This window comes from Planococcus kocurii (genome assembly GCF_001465835.2).
Taxonomy (GTDB): domain Bacteria; phylum Bacillota; class Bacilli; order Bacillales_A; family Planococcaceae; genus Planococcus; species Planococcus kocurii.
Genome location: NZ_CP013661.2, coordinates 3237351 through 3256501, shown reverse-complemented (window position 1 = coordinate 3256501; position 19151 = coordinate 3237351). Strand labels below are relative to the sequence as shown.

20 protein-coding genes are annotated in these 19151 nt (G+C 37.0%); 11 read left to right on the top strand and 9 right to left on the bottom strand.

Features of this window, described 5'->3' with window-relative positions; genetic code table 11:
• Nucleotides 1-53: 53 nt before the first annotated feature.
• The 3 genes from AUO94_RS17300 (at nucleotide 54) to AUO94_RS15855 (ending at nucleotide 3598) form a co-directional block, all read left to right on the top strand.
• Nucleotides 54-533, top strand: coding sequence for a transposase family protein (locus tag AUO94_RS17300; RefSeq protein ID WP_156423951.1), 480 nt, complete (start codon nucleotides 54-56; stop codon nucleotides 531-533).
• Nucleotides 496-1623, top strand: a complete 1128-nt coding sequence (locus tag AUO94_RS15860) for an ISL3 family transposase (RefSeq protein ID WP_058385144.1) — start codon at nucleotides 496-498, stop codon at nucleotides 1621-1623. Before AUO94_RS17300 ends, AUO94_RS15860 begins: the two co-directional genes overlap by 38 nt.
• A 1168-nt stretch (nucleotides 1624-2791) precedes the next feature.
• Nucleotides 2792-3598: a GNAT family N-acetyltransferase gene (locus tag AUO94_RS15855; protein WP_058385143.1), complete on the top strand. Its 807-nt coding sequence runs from the start codon at nucleotides 2792-2794 to the stop codon at nucleotides 3596-3598.
• A gap of 191 nt (nucleotides 3599-3789) precedes the next feature.
• On the opposite strand, the gene AUO94_RS15850 is transcribed toward AUO94_RS15855, so the two are convergent.
• Nucleotides 3790-4827 (bottom strand): family 20 glycosylhydrolase, encoded by a 1038-nt coding sequence (locus AUO94_RS15850; RefSeq protein ID WP_058385142.1) that lies wholly within the window; start codon nucleotides 4825-4827, stop codon nucleotides 3790-3792.
• A 159-nt stretch (nucleotides 4828-4986) separates the two neighbouring features.
• Between AUO94_RS15850 and pgaC the strand changes: the two genes are divergently transcribed.
• The 4 genes from pgaC to AUO94_RS15830 all read left to right on the top strand — a co-directional run bounded on the left by pgaC (nucleotide 4987) and on the right by AUO94_RS15830 (nucleotide 9037).
• Nucleotides 4987-6231: a poly-beta-1,6-N-acetyl-D-glucosamine synthase gene (gene pgaC, locus AUO94_RS15845; protein WP_058385141.1), complete on the top strand. Its 1245-nt coding sequence runs from the start codon at nucleotides 4987-4989 to the stop codon at nucleotides 6229-6231.
• Nucleotides 6195-6662 carry a hypothetical protein gene (locus AUO94_RS15840; RefSeq protein ID WP_058385140.1) on the top strand — a complete coding sequence of 156 codons (468 nt, stop codon included), beginning with the start codon at nucleotides 6195-6197 and terminating at the stop codon, nucleotides 6660-6662. Before pgaC ends, AUO94_RS15840 begins: the two co-directional genes overlap by 37 nt.
• A complete protein-coding gene (locus AUO94_RS15835) occupies nucleotides 6646-7515 on the top strand; it encodes a polysaccharide deacetylase family protein (protein WP_058385139.1) in 870 nt (289 codons plus the stop codon). The genes AUO94_RS15840 and AUO94_RS15835 overlap by 17 nt, the downstream gene beginning before the upstream one ends.
• Nucleotides 7516-8191: 676 nt before the next feature.
• Nucleotides 8192-9037, top strand: coding sequence for a sensor domain-containing diguanylate cyclase (locus AUO94_RS15830; protein WP_237150135.1), 846 nt, complete (start codon nucleotides 8192-8194; stop codon nucleotides 9035-9037).
• A 235-nt stretch (nucleotides 9038-9272) separates the two neighbouring features.
• Here AUO94_RS15830 and AUO94_RS15825 read toward each other — a convergent pair whose 3' ends face one another.
• From AUO94_RS15825 to AUO94_RS15795, 7 genes are all read right to left on the bottom strand, one after another.
• Entirely contained in the window at nucleotides 9273-10622 is a 1350-nt protein-coding gene (locus AUO94_RS15825; RefSeq protein WP_058385138.1) for a transposase, read from the bottom strand.
• A gap of 278 nt (nucleotides 10623-10900) precedes the next feature.
• The gene (locus tag AUO94_RS15820; protein ID WP_058385137.1) at nucleotides 10901-11323 is read right to left on the bottom strand and encodes a hypothetical protein; all 423 of its coding nucleotides are present in this window, start codon (nucleotides 11321-11323) and stop codon (nucleotides 10901-10903) included.
• Complete coding sequence (locus AUO94_RS15815) at nucleotides 11320-11523, bottom strand: helix-turn-helix transcriptional regulator (RefSeq protein ID WP_058385136.1); 204 nt, start codon at nucleotides 11521-11523, stop codon at nucleotides 11320-11322. The genes AUO94_RS15820 and AUO94_RS15815 overlap by 4 nt, the downstream gene beginning before the upstream one ends.
• Nucleotides 11524-11528: 5 nt before the next feature.
• Nucleotides 11529-11855, bottom strand: coding sequence for a hypothetical protein (locus tag AUO94_RS15810; RefSeq protein ID WP_237150134.1), 327 nt, complete (start codon nucleotides 11853-11855; stop codon nucleotides 11529-11531).
• A gap of 287 nt (nucleotides 11856-12142) precedes the next feature.
• Complete coding sequence (locus AUO94_RS15805) at nucleotides 12143-12913, bottom strand: DUF1129 family protein (protein WP_058385134.1); 771 nt, start codon at nucleotides 12911-12913, stop codon at nucleotides 12143-12145.
• Nucleotide 12914: 1 nt separating this feature from the next.
• Nucleotides 12915-13244 (bottom strand): PadR family transcriptional regulator, encoded by a 330-nt coding sequence (locus AUO94_RS15800; protein ID WP_058386885.1) that lies wholly within the window; start codon nucleotides 13242-13244, stop codon nucleotides 12915-12917.
• A gap of 272 nt (nucleotides 13245-13516) precedes the next feature.
• Complete coding sequence (locus AUO94_RS15795; RefSeq protein WP_058385133.1) at nucleotides 13517-14035, bottom strand: helix-turn-helix domain-containing protein; 519 nt, start codon at nucleotides 14033-14035, stop codon at nucleotides 13517-13519.
• A gap of 202 nt (nucleotides 14036-14237) precedes the next feature.
• Here AUO94_RS15795 and AUO94_RS15790 point away from each other — a divergent pair, with 202 nt between their 5' ends.
• The 3 genes from AUO94_RS15790 to AUO94_RS15780 are packed head-to-tail and all read left to right on the top strand — an operon-like array spanning nucleotide 14238 to nucleotide 16118.
• A complete protein-coding gene (locus AUO94_RS15790; RefSeq protein ID WP_058385132.1) occupies nucleotides 14238-14486 on the top strand; it encodes a PLDc N-terminal domain-containing protein in 249 nt (82 codons plus the stop codon).
• Entirely contained in the window at nucleotides 14464-15354 is an 891-nt protein-coding gene (locus AUO94_RS15785) for an ABC transporter ATP-binding protein (RefSeq protein WP_058385131.1), read from the top strand. The genes AUO94_RS15790 and AUO94_RS15785 overlap by 23 nt, the downstream gene beginning before the upstream one ends.
• Nucleotides 15351-16118 carry an ABC transporter permease gene (locus AUO94_RS15780; RefSeq protein WP_058385130.1) on the top strand — a complete coding sequence of 256 codons (768 nt, stop codon included), beginning with the start codon at nucleotides 15351-15353 and terminating at the stop codon, nucleotides 16116-16118. Before AUO94_RS15785 ends, AUO94_RS15780 begins: the two co-directional genes overlap by 4 nt.
• A 406-nt stretch (nucleotides 16119-16524) precedes the next feature.
• Here AUO94_RS15780 and AUO94_RS15775 read toward each other — a convergent pair whose 3' ends face one another.
• Entirely contained in the window at nucleotides 16525-17406 is an 882-nt protein-coding gene (locus AUO94_RS15775; protein WP_058385129.1) for a helix-turn-helix domain-containing protein, read from the bottom strand.
• A gap of 529 nt (nucleotides 17407-17935) precedes the next feature.
• Between AUO94_RS15775 and AUO94_RS15770 the strand changes: the two genes are divergently transcribed.
• Entirely contained in the window at nucleotides 17936-19135 is a 1200-nt protein-coding gene (locus tag AUO94_RS15770) for a cysteine peptidase family C39 domain-containing protein (RefSeq protein ID WP_058385128.1), read from the top strand.
• Nucleotides 19136-19151: the final 16 nt, after the last annotated feature.

Below are 19151 nucleotides of genomic sequence, written 5' to 3'. Positions count from 1 at the left end.
TATTGTTTTGCGGGTATAGGAATACCAAAAAACCCGAAAGGTCGTTGAACGAGATGAAGACCCCAATGGAAGAAGCCCTTTTCCATTTAGACGAAAACCTCCATCTTCTTTATCAGGAACAGACGGAAGAAGAACTCTTTTTCATCGTTGAAGTCCAGTCCTCCTCGGCACTATGCCCTGCTTGTCATCAAATCTCTCGTCGTCCACACAGCCGTTATTGCCGGAAGGTGGACGACCTGCCTGTGTCAGACCGACATGTTCATTTTCAGGCCCTGCTTCACAAATGGTTTTGTGATAATCCGGATTGTCCAACGAAAGTTTTTACAGAACGTTTATCCTGGCTTCAATCTTATAAGAGAAAAACCGAGCGTTTGGAGAACATCATCGAAAAGATCGCTTTTTCCACAAGTTGTTTAACAGCGGAAAAAGTATGCCGGGAGATGCACATTCCCGTCAGCCACGATACACTTCTCAGACGAGTGAAGGCGATCTCCTTTGATCCCGCGCCCTCTTCCTTTCGTCGGTATCGATGATTTCGCTTTTAAAAAACGCTTTACGTATGGAACCATTTTTATCGATCTCCAAACGCATCAACCCCTGGATATTCTGAACACGCGCCAACCCGAAGGGGTGACAAAATGGTTGAAAAACTACCCAGCCATCAAGTTAATCACCCGCGATGGTTCGAAAACTTATGCGGCAGCGGTAAAGGAAGCTTCACCGGCCATTCTCCAAATAGCGGACCGATGGCATCTGCTTCATCAGCTGTTTGAAGCGTTGAAGAAAACGGTTTTCGCTCTTTTGCCGGCTACGTGGACACCGCCTAGCCCAGAGCAATCAACTCATCCAACTGAAGAGGTAAACCTTAAGCTGCGAAAGCATGAACGGCTAAGAGTTCAAAATGAAGAAAAAAGATGGCGGCGTATTCAACAAGTTCAATCTTTGTATAAAGAGGGCTATACCAAAACCGAAATCCACGAAAGACTCAATATTTCGTTTGGGACGGTAAGAAATGATTTGAGCAAGACAGAAAAGCCTAAGCTTCGACGCACCTCAGCTTTTCAACGATTCCGCCCGTTGATTCGCTCCTTAATCCAAGAAAAGCGAGCAAGCAGCTACATTGAAGAAATCTGCCGATCTGAAGGATATAAGGGGTCCGTTTCAACCTTGACCAATATGATTTCCGAAGAACGTAAACAATTGAAGCAAGGTAGACCAGCAACTGTTTCGATTCGACAAGAAGTTCTGCGAATTCTCTGGGATACCGAAAAAGAAAATCACTATGACCGATTTCAAAAGCTGCATCCTAACTTATTGGATACTTTCCCACAAATTATGAAGCTCGATGAGCTCGTTCACTCTTTCCGTCAATTATTCAAGGACAAGAACGTTGAACATCTATTAGTCTGGTTAAAAAAAGAAGAGCAAGGCAACTTTTCCTTTATTCGAACTTTTGTTCAAGGAATTCTCCAGGATTTGAGCGCAGTCAAACTAAGCATTGAACAGCCCTGGAGCAATGGTCCAACAGAAGGACAGGTGAACCGGTTAAAAACCATCAAACGGATGATGTATGGCAGAGCCGGGTTTCAAGTGTTGCGAAACCGGGTTCTTTATCGATGGTAATTATACTGCGATAAAGTGAAGGTTTCTTATAGGTGAAGGTAATTTCGTTCCCCAAAAATGCGTGAGAACCCTTTTCTCTTGCATTACACAAGTTATACCTTCATTTTAAGGAGTTTTTAATACTTCTTCATAGAAAAATCTCATTTCCTTTAAATTAACTTCTTTTTCATTCACATAAGGTATTTTACGCTCTCAACAAAAAAAAGAAGCTCAAAGTTAAGCTTCTTCTCTTCCGATAAGGTGTCATATGTAAACTTCCGTTTAGTCACTCCTTCCATTTCTTATTTCAAAGCAAATAAAACACAGCTATTGACTCAGCATTTCTATCGATTAGAAATAAGGACAATCCATATACGAATTTTTATCCATAAATTCTCTTTCTTCGTTGGGTGTGTTCATAAAACCACATGATTCTCTTACAAACCTCTTGAGATGAATGCGCTTTATTGGTGGTCAACGAAATAATTCATACTGTTTACTTCTTCTGGACAAAATGGATATTAACTATGTGACTGTTTCTTTTGAGTTGCAAGTTAAAATGAAGTTCCTCCTTCGATTCTCGCTCGTCCACAAGCTCTATTTTAGAAAAGATTGCTATACTTACTCGGTTTTTTCCATAACTCCCCACAAATAAACTCATTTTTACTCCTTAATATTAACTCGAAAAAATGTCAATAAGTATTTTCAGTGTAAAAAGATGGATTAATTTTTAAAAAAAATAAATAAAACTCAAATTAGTGGGTATATAAGTTCTATGGCTTTTTATTCACATGAATAATAAGACTCAATTTTAGCGAAATGACGAAAAATAGAAGTGATCAATCTCGAAACACCTCAACTGCTGATTCTTTATTTCGCTATTATTCAGGAGGTTTTCTATTGAAATACAAACATTTTAAAAATGTAATTGAGAATCAACACAAGACATTTTAAAAAAGATCTTGTATGAAATTTGTATCGCAGAAGAATTGAATGCTGTGAAGGCTCAAAAAATTGGGCATAGCCAAAGAAGTATTTGCTTATTGGACGCATTACTATCTTTTTGAAGAAAGACAACGATAGTTTGACCGAACGATAAAAATAAGCCGACTTTTTCAGATGATGAAGCAAAAGAGTTTACCGAATGCTGTAATTCAACAATTATGAAGATTGAAAGGAATTAAAACCAATGACGATAGCGCTAGAAAAGAAGTACATTTCATTAGCAAATTATTTTTCCATGGCAACAAAGCCAACCTTTACGTTGCACCTTACTGAAATTGAAAAAATCATGGGACAGAACCTGCCCAATAGTGCCTACTTAAATCAAAGTTGGTGGAAAAAGACCAAAGCACCCTCAAAGTATTTCCATGCTTGGCTAGATAACGGCTACATAGTCAAGGAGTTCAAGCCAAATCGTTATGTCAGTTTTGAAAGACTGGATCTTTTGACTAAAAACGGTGGAAATCAGGATCATGCCGATGAGGATGTCTTGCTCATTCGAGCAGCTGGACATAATGACGCACGTTTTCTCGCAGAGTTGCAGAAAAATATAGAAGGAGAATCGGACTTTCTCCTGTATGGAAAAGAGGAACGAGCACTGTCTACACAAAAAGTGAGAAAGCAGATTATTGAGTGGAACCAACGGAGCCATTCAATTATCTTTCTTGCTATTTTAAATGGGAAACACGTCGGTTATTTGATGGTTATAGGGAATGAGGCCAAGCGAGCCAATCATCGTGCTGCCTTACTCCTTGGGATTCAAGCTGATGCACAAGGCAAAGGAATCGCTTTCTCTCTTCTTCAAAAAGCAGAGGAATGGGCTATTTCAAAAGCTATCAGTCGTCTCGAGCTGACTGTTTTAGAAGAAAACATTCCAGCTCGGAAGCTCTTCGAAAAAATTGGGTATAAACCGGAAGGCATTCGCAAAAATTCAATAATTATCAACAATAAACTACACAACGAAATTTATATGGTCAAGTTTTTAGACTACTAAAAAAGGACAGATACTTTGAACTCACATTACCCCTAATGGGGAGTCTTTCGTTCTATGTCTTAAGGATGAGCCTATTCGATTATTGCAGTGTAAACTGTCTGCAGTTGATATTCCAAAATGGACTATTTTACTCTCAGAAGTTCTAGTTTACTCCTAATAGAGTCTTAGATTCAATGTACCTCAATGCGTGATTAGTTTTGGCTTATGCTTAAATAGTTTTTTATTAAAGGCAAAACTTGAGCTAATAATTGCTCATTTGTTAGTTCGATTCCACGCTCAGTCCAAAATGTGTATGCGGTACCTTTAAGAACATCTTGCGTGTCAACTTCGCCGTAGGGATTATCTTTGTAACAAAATACAGTTGATTTATGAAACGCCTTTACGTAGTCAATTTGTTCTGTGATAGCTTCTGTATCTATACCGTCATGACTTGGACTATACACTAACGTATAAAAATTCGCATTGTGAAGTGCTCTATTGCGTGAAATAAAAACCTCTGGGGTCAACATGTTTTCTTGCCAATAGACAATCTCTACGTTTGAATTTAGTGCATGTAACCCGGCTTCAGTTAACGAATCGTTCCACATTCTCGGTTTGTAGCCGCATTGCTCGACATGACCAGAAATTGTATTGATAAACCTTATATACTCTTCCTGGAAGTTATTTGTCCCTGGCACTTCGTCACCGCCTATTGAGAATATTTGGTGTCCTTTATATTTGTCTTGCTTAAATAAGAAGGCTATTTCCTCGATCAAATGTTTCACGAGCATTGTTGCTTGAGGGTTATCAAAATAGTCAACTAAACCCTCATCAAAGTCTGACACGATCGATTTGTAAAAATTTTCGCCGAATTTTTCTTTGACCAGATTCAACCACTCCTTTGAATGGCTTGGAACATCAAAATCTGGAACAATCATCACATCTCTATCATTTGCATAAGCAATGAGTTCTAGAATTTCGCTTTTAACGAGGTATTGATCATTTGTTTTTGTCAAAGTCTGACCTAGGATTTCAGAGAATAACCGGTATCCCTCTGCATCCGAAAAATGTAATTGAAGATAATCTCCACCACCTATTTGAATCTCATCGATAACGCGCATTAAGAACGTTACTGGCACATGACGTCTCGAAGTATCTAATATAATACCACTGGTCAACCGAGACCGAGTAGCTTCTCCTCGTAGGTATTTCGATAAATTGAAGAGCTCTTTTTTAATACGGTTCTGCAAAATAAAAACCTCCTATATCTAAGGATATGGTTAAAGTAGTTTTGTTACTTTCTAAGTATATCGACCTTTTTAAAAAAGAAGTTAATAAAATTAATACATCTATTTTTTCGATAAAAATTCACTATATAAATATAGAAACATGAAAGTAGGAATATTGAAATGGATTTCTTTTCAGGACCCTATGGTTTGGTCACAAGTTTTGTTTTTTGGTATCCATTTCTAATGGCACTTTTTTGGATGGCAGGATCTATTCTTTTTTTAAGAACAAAAGAAAATAAACAAAATGACATCGATATAGATGGATTTGATTGGCCGATGATCAGTATTCTTGTTCCTTGTTATAACGAAGAAGATACGATAAAGGAGACCATAGAAAATCTATCTGGATTGTCCTATCCCAAAAAGGAAATTATTCTAATAAATGACGGATCAACCGATCAAACCGCTTCTCTTTTAGAGGAATTATCAAAAAAACACAATGAAGTAAGAGTAATTCAATTAGAACAGAACCGAGGAAAAGCAAATGCTTTACAAGTTGGCTTATTTGCTGCTAAAGCTGAGTATTTAGTCTGCGTTGATGCAGATGCCCTTTTAGCAGATACAGCCCCTTACTATATGATTCATCAGTTTTTTGTAAGTGGAGAACGAGTGGGCGCTGTTACGGGAAGCCCATCTATTCGGAATCGAAACACGCTTTTGAGCCGCATGCAATTGGTTGAATATGCTTCAATTATTGGCGCGATCAAGCGAACACAAAGACTGTTAGGCAAAGTAATGACGGTATCGGGAGTCGTTGTGACATTTCGTAAAAAAGCATTAGTAGACGTTGGGTTATGGGACCGCGATATGATTACAGAAGACATTGCGGTTAGTTGGAAATTGCAAAAACGATTTTGGGATGTTCGCTATGAACCTCGTGCAATTTGTTGGATGCTTGTCCCGGAAACACTGTCCGGTATTTGGAAACAGCGAATTCGTTGGGCGCAAGGGGGACAGGAAGTCGTTTTACGTCATTGGCGCATCTTATTCAGCTGGAAACAAAGACGGCTGTGGCTTATTTTCTTGGAGCAATGTGTTAGTACAATCTGGGCTTTCAGTTGGCTATTTATTACACTGGTTCTTATTTTTTCAGCTAATGCCTTTCAAGATCTATTACTTTGGTTGACATTAACTTCTTTTTTCCTTGTATTTATTAGCATGATTCAACTGTTCATCTCTCTTGTAATTGATTCTAGACATAACGGTGTGATGAAGTATTATTTTTGGGCCGCATGGTATCCAGCTATTTACTGGATGGTAAACACACTCGTAGTTGTTGTTGCTTTACCAAGAGCTATTAAATCTCGTTACAAAGGAGGTTATGCTGTATGGTCAAGTCCAGATCGAGGTCTAAAGAAATCATGATTATTAGTGGAAATCGCTCAAATTTTAGATTTGTTACCGACCTGCTTATTACTTTGTTTTTTTGGGTGTATACGATCATTGTGATGATTTTCATTTTATCAGCTACTACTGGATTTAGTAATGTCGTGACAAGAACGTTGAATACTACATTCAAAACAACGAATAGTGAAGTTCAAGCAGTGATTTTATTTGGGTTTGTCGTATTTATTGTGATTTATTTAGTGTTATTTATTAATCGTCTTTATAATAAAAAACGGTTTGGTAAACTAACCCGTCGAACTTACCCAGAGACGGTGACTGAGCGTGATCTAATCTCCTTGCGATTAATGAGTATCGAAAACATTGAAAAACTCCAAAGCAACTATGTGGTTTTTGAAAAAAACCCAATTATCTCATTAAAAGAGGAAAAAATACATGAAGAAAGCGATTAAACTAATCATTATTCTAGCTTTAATATATGCGTTTTTTTTGTTCAAAGATAATATCAAAGAAGAAGTGTTTACGGTAGATGAGTTAGCGATGTCTTTTCCAGAAGAGCTAAACAAAGAGAGTTGCCTAGGTTTAAACTATCACCGTGTGGTAGAGGATACTTTGCCTGTTCGAATAAGCAGATGGCTATTAAACTCAGATGAATTGGTTAAGTACAGCGTATTAACTACAGAATTTGAAGAACAATTAACGTCATTAGCCGATGCAGGAGCTGTTTTCTTGTCAGAAGACGAATTACTTCAAGCAAAGAAATCAGGAATCTTCCCACCAAAATGTGTATGGGTTTCTTTTGATGACATCGATCACTCAGTTTACAAAAATGCCTTTCCGATTTTGAAAAAAGCAAATGTTCCATTTACCATGTTTATCATCGCAGGGCGCGTTGGAGATGAAGACTTCAGCAACTTAAAAATGGCAACATGGGATCAAATAAGAGAAATGGAAAAGAGTGGACTTGCCAGTGTTGGATCTCATACGTATAAAATGCATCGATTTGAAAACGAAACTCCCATATTTCTTGTTCCAGAAAATAGAGAGGCATTTAAAAGCGATTTGAAAAAAAGTATTGAAGTTATTGAAAAAGAGCTTGAAATAACTGTGCGTAGCTTCGCTTATCCGTACGGGGATACTGATGAATTTACAGCTCAGGCATTACGGGATCAAGGACTAGAAGCAGGATATATATTAGCACCGCAAACTATCGCACCGACAGATGATAATTTTTACATCAATCGTGTACTTGTTAACGATGCAACACATCGCAAAGTCATTCTTCCTTTCATTAAAAGTCAGTAAGGTTCAAAAAAGAGCATCAGCGAGTAGTATATTCTAAAAGTTAAGTTTGAACGCTAACTTTTGGGAGGCATTACTAATCTTGATGTTCTTTTTCTTTTTGATCTTCATACGAATAGTTAATAGCTTCTTTTAAATCTGGTCCTTATTTTTTGTTCCACTCATTTTATCGCAGCCATAAGCTACTCATGCATTCATCTGTACATATAAATTTTATAATTCTGTTGAAAATCGCACGTATCCACAAAAACTACAATAGAAAAATATATTTTATTTCCAACACTGGCATATAAGGTCCATACGACCCCAACAAAAAATTGTGACTACCACATTTGGCGCACCTATCCGAAATAAACAGCTAATGCCGTATGAACCAGAAACAGATTCTGAACTTTCTTCTGGCGCTTAATCAGGTCACCCCAAAAGTATTCAATTGAAACACGCCCTTTAAAGTATTATTAAATTTCATACCTTGTTTGACTTAAATTGATAATTTACGATATCAGAGCAACTGCAAGCCCGCAAATAAAGTAATCTAAAAACGAGAAATTTTCGTTATTAAATATAGTAGAGAAGAAGTCATGCTAAATGTCATATCTTTGACAGAATTACTTGCATTTATTAGAATTTCGATTACTAGCTCAGTTAAACACTTTAAAAAAATATAATTCAAAGAAAGATGATGGTTATATTGAAGAAAGATTGCGAAAATATTCTATCAACAGAAGTAGGAATAAAAGAATCTATTCTGGATTCTTTGCGAGATCAAATTTGTTTAATCGATGTAACTGGCTCTATTCTTTTTGTAAATAATGAATGGCTTCAATTTGCGTTAAGAAATGGTAAAACTTTAACGAGTTATGGTATTGGAATGAATTATTTAGAACAATGTGAGAATGAGCCTCTACTGTATCAGGGGCTGCAAGCGATATTGACAGGACAGAAAGACTCTTTGAATTTTGAACAACCCTGTCACTCTCCTACTATAAAAAGATGGTTTTTGATGCAAGCTACGCCTCTTCAAACCGAGGAATCTGTTGAAGGAGTAGTTATTCGCTATGTAGACATTACCAAACAGAAACTTCTAGAACTTCAATTAAAAAAATTGGCAGAACAAGATTCTTTGACCTCTTTATATAATCGTCGTTATTTTATGGAGCAATTAGCTAAAGCAGCAAATTGCACGCGTCATGATGGTAGATTTTTGGCCTTGTTATACATCGATACAGACAATTTTAAAGTCATTAACGATACTTATGGACACCCTGCAGGAGACCATGTACTAAAAGAATTGGCAAATCAACTTAAAGAAGACACAAGATTTGCGGACACTGTAGCACGTATAGGTGGAGACGAATTTGCTGTCTTATTGCCCGACATTACTCAAGTTGAAGTGAAACTTATTGCTGACAGGATCCTCCTATCTATTCAGCAATTGACCATTCACTATCAAGATTGCCTAATTGAGCTTACCGTATCAATTGGGGGGGGATTTTCACTGATAAAATGCCGCTTACTTCTATGATGGAGTTAGTAGATAAATCCTTATATATAGCAAAAGATAAAGGGAAAAATAAAGTAGTCATTAGTTGAAAGTATGTGGGGTCTAATATAATTTATAAACTGTCCACCAAATGGGTCGCGGATCGCAAGAATAAGGATTTAGTTTTATTTGAATCAATTTCATAATGCGCACTTTTAAAAAATCATAGAAGAGCCGAAAATCGATGATTCCTTAAAAAAACGAATGAAATGGTGAATTACGCTGCGATTGTTTGAAGAACTTTTAAACGGTCGATGGCGAGTTTGGATGCGTTATACGCTAACTGAACCAAATCGACATGCAATTTGGCTTTCTTTCCAGTGCGATGATAAATCTGATTTAAGAGGAAATACCCTTTCAAATAGGCATTGACCCTTTCAACGGCACTTCGTGCCTTGTAGAGCTGTTTCCATTTCAGCGAGCCTCTTGCCGGCGCTGTGTATTTGCGGAGATCGTCCGTGATTTTCTTTTTGTATACTTTTTGGCACAAGCTGTCGTGGGCTAACGGACAGTCCGCGCATTCGCTTGGCCTCGTATACTTAAGGGTTTCGTGCTTTTTATCGAAACTATCATATCGGTAGCTATGTTCGCGGACGCAGGTCGGCGCAAAATGACGATCAAATCCAATCGGTTCTGGTTCGTTCTTTTTATTGTAGGCAATGACTGATTGGGCGCCCATCCGGTAAACTTGTTCGTAAATCGGAGCGTAGTCGTATCCGGCATCCATCGTGGCATAAGCGATTTTGAGCGAAGCCAACCGTTCCTGTATTCCTTTAAGCAGCAGGATGGCGGCTTTTCCGTCATTCAGATTGCCCGAAGAAAATAGAGACTGAAGGATGTACTGGCTTTCTGCCCCAACGGCGAGATGGATTTTGAATCCAAACCAGAACACGTTCTTTCCTTCGCTATTCTTTTTCACTCCCCATTCGGGGTGTATGGGAACTGAAGCTCGCAGTTCCGAAAGCAGAATATCCAGCTGATCGGCAATTTTTTTTTCATATAAGGGAAGACTCGCTTCTTCTTCCGCCTTTTCCGCCAGCCATTGTTCCCGTTCTTCTTTCTTTTTGCGGCCACGCTTTTTCGGTTCTTTTTCGACCGCTTCTTTCTTTTGTGGCGCACAGTCGCGTGCCTCGACATGGGTGGCGTCTATGGCAACAATTTCATCTGAGATGAACCCTTCAGACATGGCCATCAAAAGAGTGCATTCCTGGACAATTTCCAAGGCATCCGATTCGCTGACCAACGTAATCATACGTGAATAAGAAGCTTCCGAAGGAATCTCGTCCGATACCAAAAAGCCGCAGTCCACTTTGAAGCGCAAATCACTTTCCAAGCGTTTGACCAAATCTTTGATGAAGGGAATCCGTTCGGTGATCCGCACAATCAGCGAATAGATCATCGCCGCGTAATTCAAGGTTTGCGGTGGTCCGAAACGAGACTTTTTCGTCACAACATTAAGAATTGGATAGATATCAATTCCCGATAAAATTGAGTTGAACCGGTGGGTAGGTTCCAAGTCATATAAAACTTGCATGTCAAACAGGCTTTCTTGTCGTATAATAGGCATAGGGCAACTCTCCAGTCTGTTAATGTTTGTGTCGTAACTCTCATTATACAGGATTTGGGGAGGTGCTCTATTTTCTTAGGATTTTACCCTTAGAGCCGCAAGGGCTCAGAGTTATGAAATTGATTCATTTAAATAATCATTTCAAAAAGTATTCGTAAAAGTGCACTTTTACAAACAATAAGGAGAAAAGATGCGCTACGGACAGCCTCTTCTCTCCTTTTCATTATAAGTAGCTTCCTATAACCTGTGATATGTAAACTAAGCTCTGACACAAAAACTCACTGGAACTTCTTTGAAACAACAAACTCCGTAATAGGAAGTGTAACGAATGCCAGTCCAATTACAATAACAAGAGGGATGTTTTGAATATCATTTAATGCCGTTACTCTTTCTGTAAGAATTAGCACCACCACCATCAATACAAGCAACAGATAATAGCTAATTTTAGAGCTGGTCAAAGTGATGTGTTTCTCTAATTCATCTTTTTCACCTTCCTGCTTTCCATCCATATCTCCCCAAGTCAAAGACTGAAAGAAAAAACCGATGCCCAAAAATAGAAAGAAAATTGTTGAAGCTGTTATCAAATCTTTCCTCAACCATTCAAAAATACCAAATCCGCCAATGGCAACGATTAAAATGATAGAGCAAATTAAGCTCACTTTCTTTTCAATCCTCATTTCTCTCCAATTTGCTATGCTCATTTAATTTCCTCCTCGAAAATAAATAATTCGTCAACTTTCACGTTAAGATTCTTCGACAGTTTAAATGCCAACGCTAATGTTGGATCATACTTATTGTTTTCAATCGCATTGATTGTTTGTCTTGTTACCGAGCATCTTCTGGCTAATTCTTCTTGGGAAAACCCCTGTATTTTACGCAAGTCTTGAATTTGATTTTTCATTCGCTTCAACCACCTAGTCTTTTACGGTGCATCACATAAAAAATGAAGTAACTACTGACAGCAATAAGCAAGTACAGCAATTCCGGATAAATTAGTGGCACATTATCTAATCGCATATCACTTAAATTGAAGAAATCATTGAAAAAGTTGATTACGAAGAATACTAAGAGCATAATCCAACTGCTTACGATCGCCTGCTGTTTAATGTGTTTCTTTCGCTCATCGTTATTTGTTTTGTATCCATGTTCTTCACTTCCGGTTATTTTCCCTAATATTAGAAAGAGCAATAAAGATACTACTATTATTACTAACCAAGATAACAATGTACTCACTCCTTTTATGTCAAAAGTTCTTTACATTTTAATTATAAAGCACCGAACATTTATGTAAATATTTTTTTACATTTCAATGTTTCATATTAATTTAAACACCTAAGAATACTTGCTATCTTAATTCAAAATACTTTATTCTCTTGGCTACGAAAACCGTTCGCTAAAGTGCATTTGCACGAAAAAAAGAGAAGAACCTCATATGAGTTTCTCCTCTTCGGTAATTATTGATGCGTAAACTTGTAGTGACGCATCCAACAAATCTTCTTCAGCCCTAGTATCTGGTAACATCAAATACTATTGGTTTTTTTCTTGCTCTTTCTAATAAAATATAGGATAAGCAAGACGGCAATAATGAGCATTCCGATGAGAGTCAGTGATATATAAAATGGGTCTTCATTAATTTCTTTGGGGATTAATCTTTCTACAATCGATCCTACACTCATCACCCCAGCAACAATGATCGTAATCCAGGATTTTGTATAGAGTGCATAGAGAATAAAAACCAGTATACAGAAAGCTACTATTATATAGCTTTGTTCTGGAGTCGCTACAAAATAATTTGAATCTACTTTTTGGTTCATCCAGAAATAGAGACCGACCCAAGTTCCAATTACAAGAGCGTTCACTCCCACCATCAGAAGGCCAAATTTAACTGGAGAATTATGGAGTTTTGGTAACCCTTTAAATAAAACAAATGCATATACCGCCAGAGTAAGTAATACTATTATCGAACCCCATAACAAGATATTCTGAGAAACCCTGAAATTTCCTTCTATCGCAGGAACGTAACACAAATATGAGAGTATGACGAGAATGGTAGATGGGATTAAAACGAATAACTCTTTCTTCTCTGTCGGCAAAGTTTTCCCGATGCTTTTTATATATTGTTTAGGATCATTCCCCACGATACTCTCAACACTTTTTCCTTTTTTTTCTGATTCAACCAAATGGCTTTCCAATTCTTCCACGATACTGTTAATATCCTCATCACTTTTGCCGTGCTGGATTAAGTACATCCGCAACTCGAGTAAAAATTGCTCCGACTTAGCAGATAACATTTTAATGACCTCCTTTATTGATTACAGTTTCGACCGATTTTTTCATCTCAGCCCATCTTGTTAAGAATTGCACCAGTTCTTCTTCTCCTTTTTGAGATAAGGAGTAATACTTCCGTTTGGGCCCAGCAGTAGATTTTCTTTGGACACTTGATAATAAGCCATCTTTTTGCATTCTTAGTAGGAGGGGATAAATTGTGCCTTCACTGAAAGAAGAAAAGCCATAGCCCTGAAGTTTTTCTGCCAGTTCATATCCATATATTTCCCCTTCCTTAATAATTGAAAGAATGCAGCCATCCAGAATTCCTTTTAGCATTTGGGTAGAATCCGCCACATCCACACCAGCTCTCTGTATTTTTAGTTACCTATATACCTTGCATTGCAAGTGTTATAATCACAATTTATCACATTAACCCTTGCATTACAATATACTGAATAACTTAAGATATAATTTTCAGCTAGTTTTTAAATTAAAAGCGTTCGTAAAAGTACACTTTCCCAGACATAAAGAAAGAGAAAAAGCTTTTTGCAGCTTCTTCTCTCTCGTTAAAGTGCCAGATGTTTTATAAATTAAAATAAGGAAATTTATCTTTTTCCAATAGAGACTTATGGAATGATTACCATCGAAATCGTACGTTCTGTGCCTTCCTCTACACTTTTCATATTGTAGTACTTTTCCATTAATGCACTTAATTCCGATTGAAACTCGCTCAATGAATCATCCGTTAAATTCATTTTCACTAGCGAAAATGTTGATTGATCCTGAGATTGATTTGTGCCGAGACTTTCGTGGTAGTTTTTATAACCTTGCAAAATGTACATGAAGAAGTAAGTAACAAATTTTATTTTTTCATTGTATGTGGCAGACTGCCATTCTTCTTCACTAATTTTATATGCTTGCGTATTTAAGGCATATAATTTCTCTTCAACTTTACCGCTGCGATTTAGTCCAACAATTTTCAACAAGTCATCCTCTACCATTGAATTTACGTGCCTGTATAACGTCGCTTGTGATACTTCTTTCAGTAATTTATTGAGTTCCAAAATGGATAAGCCTTCATCTCTATCTATTAATTCCAAAGCGATTTTAAACCTAACTTGATTTTTAAATAAATCGAATTCCATATAATCTCATCCCCTATTTTCTATGTACTTAGTTAGCTAGTATATATTCTTTCGAGTCATTTACCAACTGACTAAATGCGTCTACTCTTATCTCCACAAACTTATGTGTAGATGCAATTACTAGGCTAAAAGTTAATTTATCAGTTGACTTATATATTATCATTATTGATAATGATAATATATAAGGAGGAGGGGGATAGATATGAATACCGACATTACAGCTTTACTTGAAATTGAATGGTCTACAATACTTCCTTTTTTAGTGCCTGTTGTCTTTTTAAATGTATTGCTCATTGGAGTTGCTTTATACGATTGGGTCAAAAGGAAGGATTTGATCGCCACACCCTATAGTTGGTTGATGGCCATTTTATTGGTCCAGTCGTTGGGACCGATTTTGTATTTAGTCATTGGAAGGAAGGTCATTCGAAATGATTACAGTCGAAAATCTTGATAAGACCATCAATAAACGAAAGATTTTAAGCGATATCTCCTTTTCAATTTCAAAAGGAGAATGCGTAGGTTTGTTGGGACCGAACGGTGCAGGCAAAACGACACTTATTAAATGCATGACTGGAATTTTGCGGTACGAAAAAGGAGACATTCGGTTCAATTCGGTCCCCATTGCGCAACACAAGAAGAATATTGGCTATCTGTCACAACATACAGATTTTAAGTCGTGGATGACCTGCGAAGAATCACTGCAGTTCTTTGGAAAGTTATCAGGGCTCGATGATGATTTTTTAAAAGGGCATATTTCGGTCGTTTTAGAAGAAGTCGGGCTAAAAGACAAAGGAAATTATAAAGTGGAACAATTATCCGGTGGAATGAAACAGCGTCTTGGGATTGCACAAGCCATTTTGCACCAACCCCAGTTATTAATCTTGGATGAACCGGTTTCTGCTTTAGACCCAATCGGTAGAAATGAAATGAAAAAGTTAATCAACCGATTAAAGAAGCGCACAACCATTATTATTTCGACGCATATTTTAGATGATGCCAGCGAATTTTGCGATCGATACCTTATTTTAAATAACGGACTAATTGTTGGAAACATACACGCCGAATCTTCGAAATCAGACCGGAAAAGAATACTGGTGACAGTTGAAAATTCACCCCCACCACCCGTGAATTTTCTCGGTCCAACTTTTAAGAAAATTGAATGGATATCAAAGAACACTCTTCTGTTAACGGGAGTTGAAGAACTGGACTTGCAGAACGTAATCAACGATTTTGCCCATACAGAACTTAACATTACTGCCATCGCTTTTTATGAAAAAGGGTTAGAAGACATTTTCTTAGAGATGGTGTCGGCCACATGACAAAATTTTATACATTAGCGCGCACGGAACTCGTAGAAGCCATGAAAGAATATAAGTTCATCTGGTTAACGCTGTTTTTCGTCATTCTCGGTGTAACTCAACCTTTGATTAATAAATACATGGAAGTCATTCTCAAAAATGTAGGTGGAACCAATGGCATCACAATCGATCCAAACAGACCGGTTCCCTCCTCTGCCGAAGTGCTTCTGTCTACAATTTCCGGTCAGTTCAATCAAATCGGTCTTATCATTTTAATTATTAGTTTTATGGGGCTGATTGCAGCTGACCGTAACAGTGGCATGCAAGATTTTATTTTAACCCGTCCTGTTTCACTTCAGTCCTATCTCTTATCCAAACTGGCAAGCCATTGGATAATTAGTATGTTTAGTATCTCTATCGGGGCAGGGGTTTCTTACTTCTACACCCTGCTGTTATTCGGGACTTTGTCTTTTTCAAGTTTCCTTTTCTTCCTGATTTTATACAGCCTTTGGATTCTATACGTAGTGAGTTTAGCCATTCTGATTAGTACGTTCATTAAGAGCCCCATACTCATCGCAGTCGCAACCATTCTCGTATCCATGGTTTGTATTATAATAAAAGGATTCAATCACCTTGTATTCCAGCTTTCACCAGGTGGCATTTTAAATTTGGCTGAGCAACAGTTACTGTCGATTCAGGACTTGAATTACTTCAGTATCGGAACTTGTTTCTTTTTTATTTCATGTAATATCTCCTTAGCTTACCTGAAAATAAAAAACTCATAAGAAGTCAGTTCAAATGACTAGAGTGAGGAGGTGCGCTTTGACCAATTTCCTCTCTCTTTTTATTTACATAGCTTCCGATAAGCTGCGATATGTAAACCAAATGGCGAAAATATTAATCAAGAAAACCTATTTACAATACCTGGACTGTAACTTCTTCAAGATCAAGTGAGGTACATTTTTTAAAAATCCCTACGAAGACCCCTTCCTTAAATTTATCTCTCGTATACTTTCATCCAAATTTATATGAGTTACAACAATCGTTTGATGTTTTCGCAACTACTCGATACTTAGACCTGCTATTACCTTATTTTTTTCTTTCTTTTTACATCTGAATCTTTCGACCCCAAATTTAGTGAAGAATATAATTCCAAAAGGGACTCAAAAATAATTTCAATAAGTAGAAACATCAGTTACTACTGAAATCTAAATTGGTCGGCTGTGCCGGAAGATCTTCCTCCGAAAGCATGTTCGTTGTAGGGACTTTGTCCGTCACGACTTCAAAACGGAAGCCATCTGCCCAAACTTTCCCCTTCCCGATCAGTAGGACACCGAAATGAATAGAAGCGCTATCTTTTGGTACATCTAAAACCAGTGAGTAATGGTTCCAGTCTGTCGTCCCTTGAATGGACCGATTATCCATATTATCGAACTGAACGGTGTCACCATTACCATTATCAATCCGAAGCCAAGCTCCGCATTTACTCGCATCTTCTGTTGTTAGGAAGCATGACAGCTTCAGTCGCTCCCCTTTATACTCATGAGCTTGGAATCCTTGCATGATTGTAGCGAATTGCTGTTCATTTACATCTCCCTTTGCATATAGCAATCCTGAATGTGTTCCTGTGTGGCAGACAGTTGAATCTGTCGTCAGTCCATACATTTCTGGGTTAGATCCACTCAAACTCCATCCTTTAATCTGTTCACTCGTATTCATCTTTTTCTCCTCCTCCGTCATTCTTACAATTTTCATCAGTTTTCGGTATTTCCCCGGCGGCACGGCGTACACTTCCTTAAAAGCTCTGGTAAATGCCTCCTGTGATTGAAAATGAAATAGAAAAGCAATTGTTAAGATCGTTTCATCGCTATTCAATAGAAGCATCGCAGCCATCGTCAATCGACGCAAACGAATGTATTCGCCAATCGACTTACCCGTTTCTTTCCTAAAAATACGAAGCAAATGAAATTTCGAATAGCCAATCACCGCTGGAAACACATCGAGTTGAATCTCTTCCATCAGATTGCTCTCAATATATGAAATAGTTTTTTGAGTTACATCGCTGTACTGCATTCTGTTCACCCCAAAATTATCATATCGTATTCAATGGGGATTTTTTTGATTGTTCTTGCTAAAGTTATTGATTCATTGTTTTCTCTGTATACCAACGTTTGAAAACCTTAATTTTCTTAGGCTGACTTATAGTGCACCAAAAAATAAACCATTCGTAAAAGTACACTTCTCCATGCAGGAAGGGAAGAAACCTTAATTGGGTTCCTTCCCTTCTGATAATTTTACGATATGTAAACTTAGAATCTTTAAAAACACGATTTTATAACCATACAGAATAGCCTTTTGAATGTATCGTTTTGTCTAGCAAATCCATTCTTATCTCATGCTCTACAAAGATTACTGAAATAAAGGTTTTGAATGTAACTTAATTAGTATTAAGTTACATCAAATTTGTAATCAACATAACTTTTTTCTAATTTAAAAATACATAATTTTAAATTATTATAAATTTGTAATTTTCTGTATACTTTTTTTATTATTTAGAATTATTATTAAAGTTAAGTCTATTTAAAATATAAGGAGGATAAAAATGAAAAAATTATGCTGGAGTATCGGAATAATTTTAATATTTGTATTGCCGTCTCACGTCTTTGCAAATACCCCTGAAAATAATCATGTATCTGTAGAGGATGCAAAAAAGGCTGTTGAGGCTTTTATTGAAGTAGAGTTTCCAAGTGAATTTGATCAAGGAAAAGTTGTTTATAAAGAAGATCTATATGATTTGGACGAATCGACAATTGCCTATTTTTTTACTATCGAAGGAGCATCTTCTGAAGGATTTTTTCTTGTTTCAGCGGTTAATACTTTAAATCCGATGTTGGAATATGGAGTTGGGTCTGATTTAACAGAAACCTTTAGTGAGAGAGAAAAGGGTGAGAAAGCTTACTATTTTGGAGTGGATAAATTTATGTTTGGGATGGACGCAAAAGATATTCTTAAGAAATTTAATGAAAAGAAGAACAAAGCGAAGAATTTAATCAAAGGAGAAATGAAAATCAAAAAAAGCAAGAACAAAGATGTCACTAAATTAGAAAAATCTTTAATGGAAGTAGAAAAAAGTGAGGTGAAATCCTTAAATAGAAAACAGAAGAAAAGTGACGGCTGGGATAGGCTTTTAGATGAAAATCAGTCAACGGTTTCAGTAGCTTCATCAACCGTAACTTATAAAGTCTTGAATGTAGACAGAGTATGTCAGTATGAATCCAACGTAACTAAACCAGGGAGTTCATGCGGGCCTGCTGTGGGAGCAATGATACTAGACTATTATCACGACGAAAGGGGCATTAATGTGATTGATAATTCCCCATATACGACTTACTACAGATTAATTAATCATTTATATAATGATATGTATACGTCAGCTTACGGAACCTCTTTGAATAACTGGGTAGGGGGCATGAGAGCTCATTTTCGAGAATCGAATATATATAAAGAGGGATATTCATATATAAACGTTTTTTATGTCACTTACGGAGATAGCTTAAAATATAGAAACGCTATAACTAAGAATAATCCCGTAGCAATCCGATTTGAATATTTTGATCTTGAAGGAAATGGTGTAAATTGGCATTTTGTTACAGGAGTAGGTTTTAACCTGAATTATCAAAGTTCAGGAAATTTAGCAGTGATGTATAAAAATCCAGCTGGAGGCGTGAATAATACAGGCTGGAGGTATTTTGACTGGACATCCAATGATCGAGACTTTGGCTTCGCTTATTTTCTTTTTTAAATTTATATGAAACGCT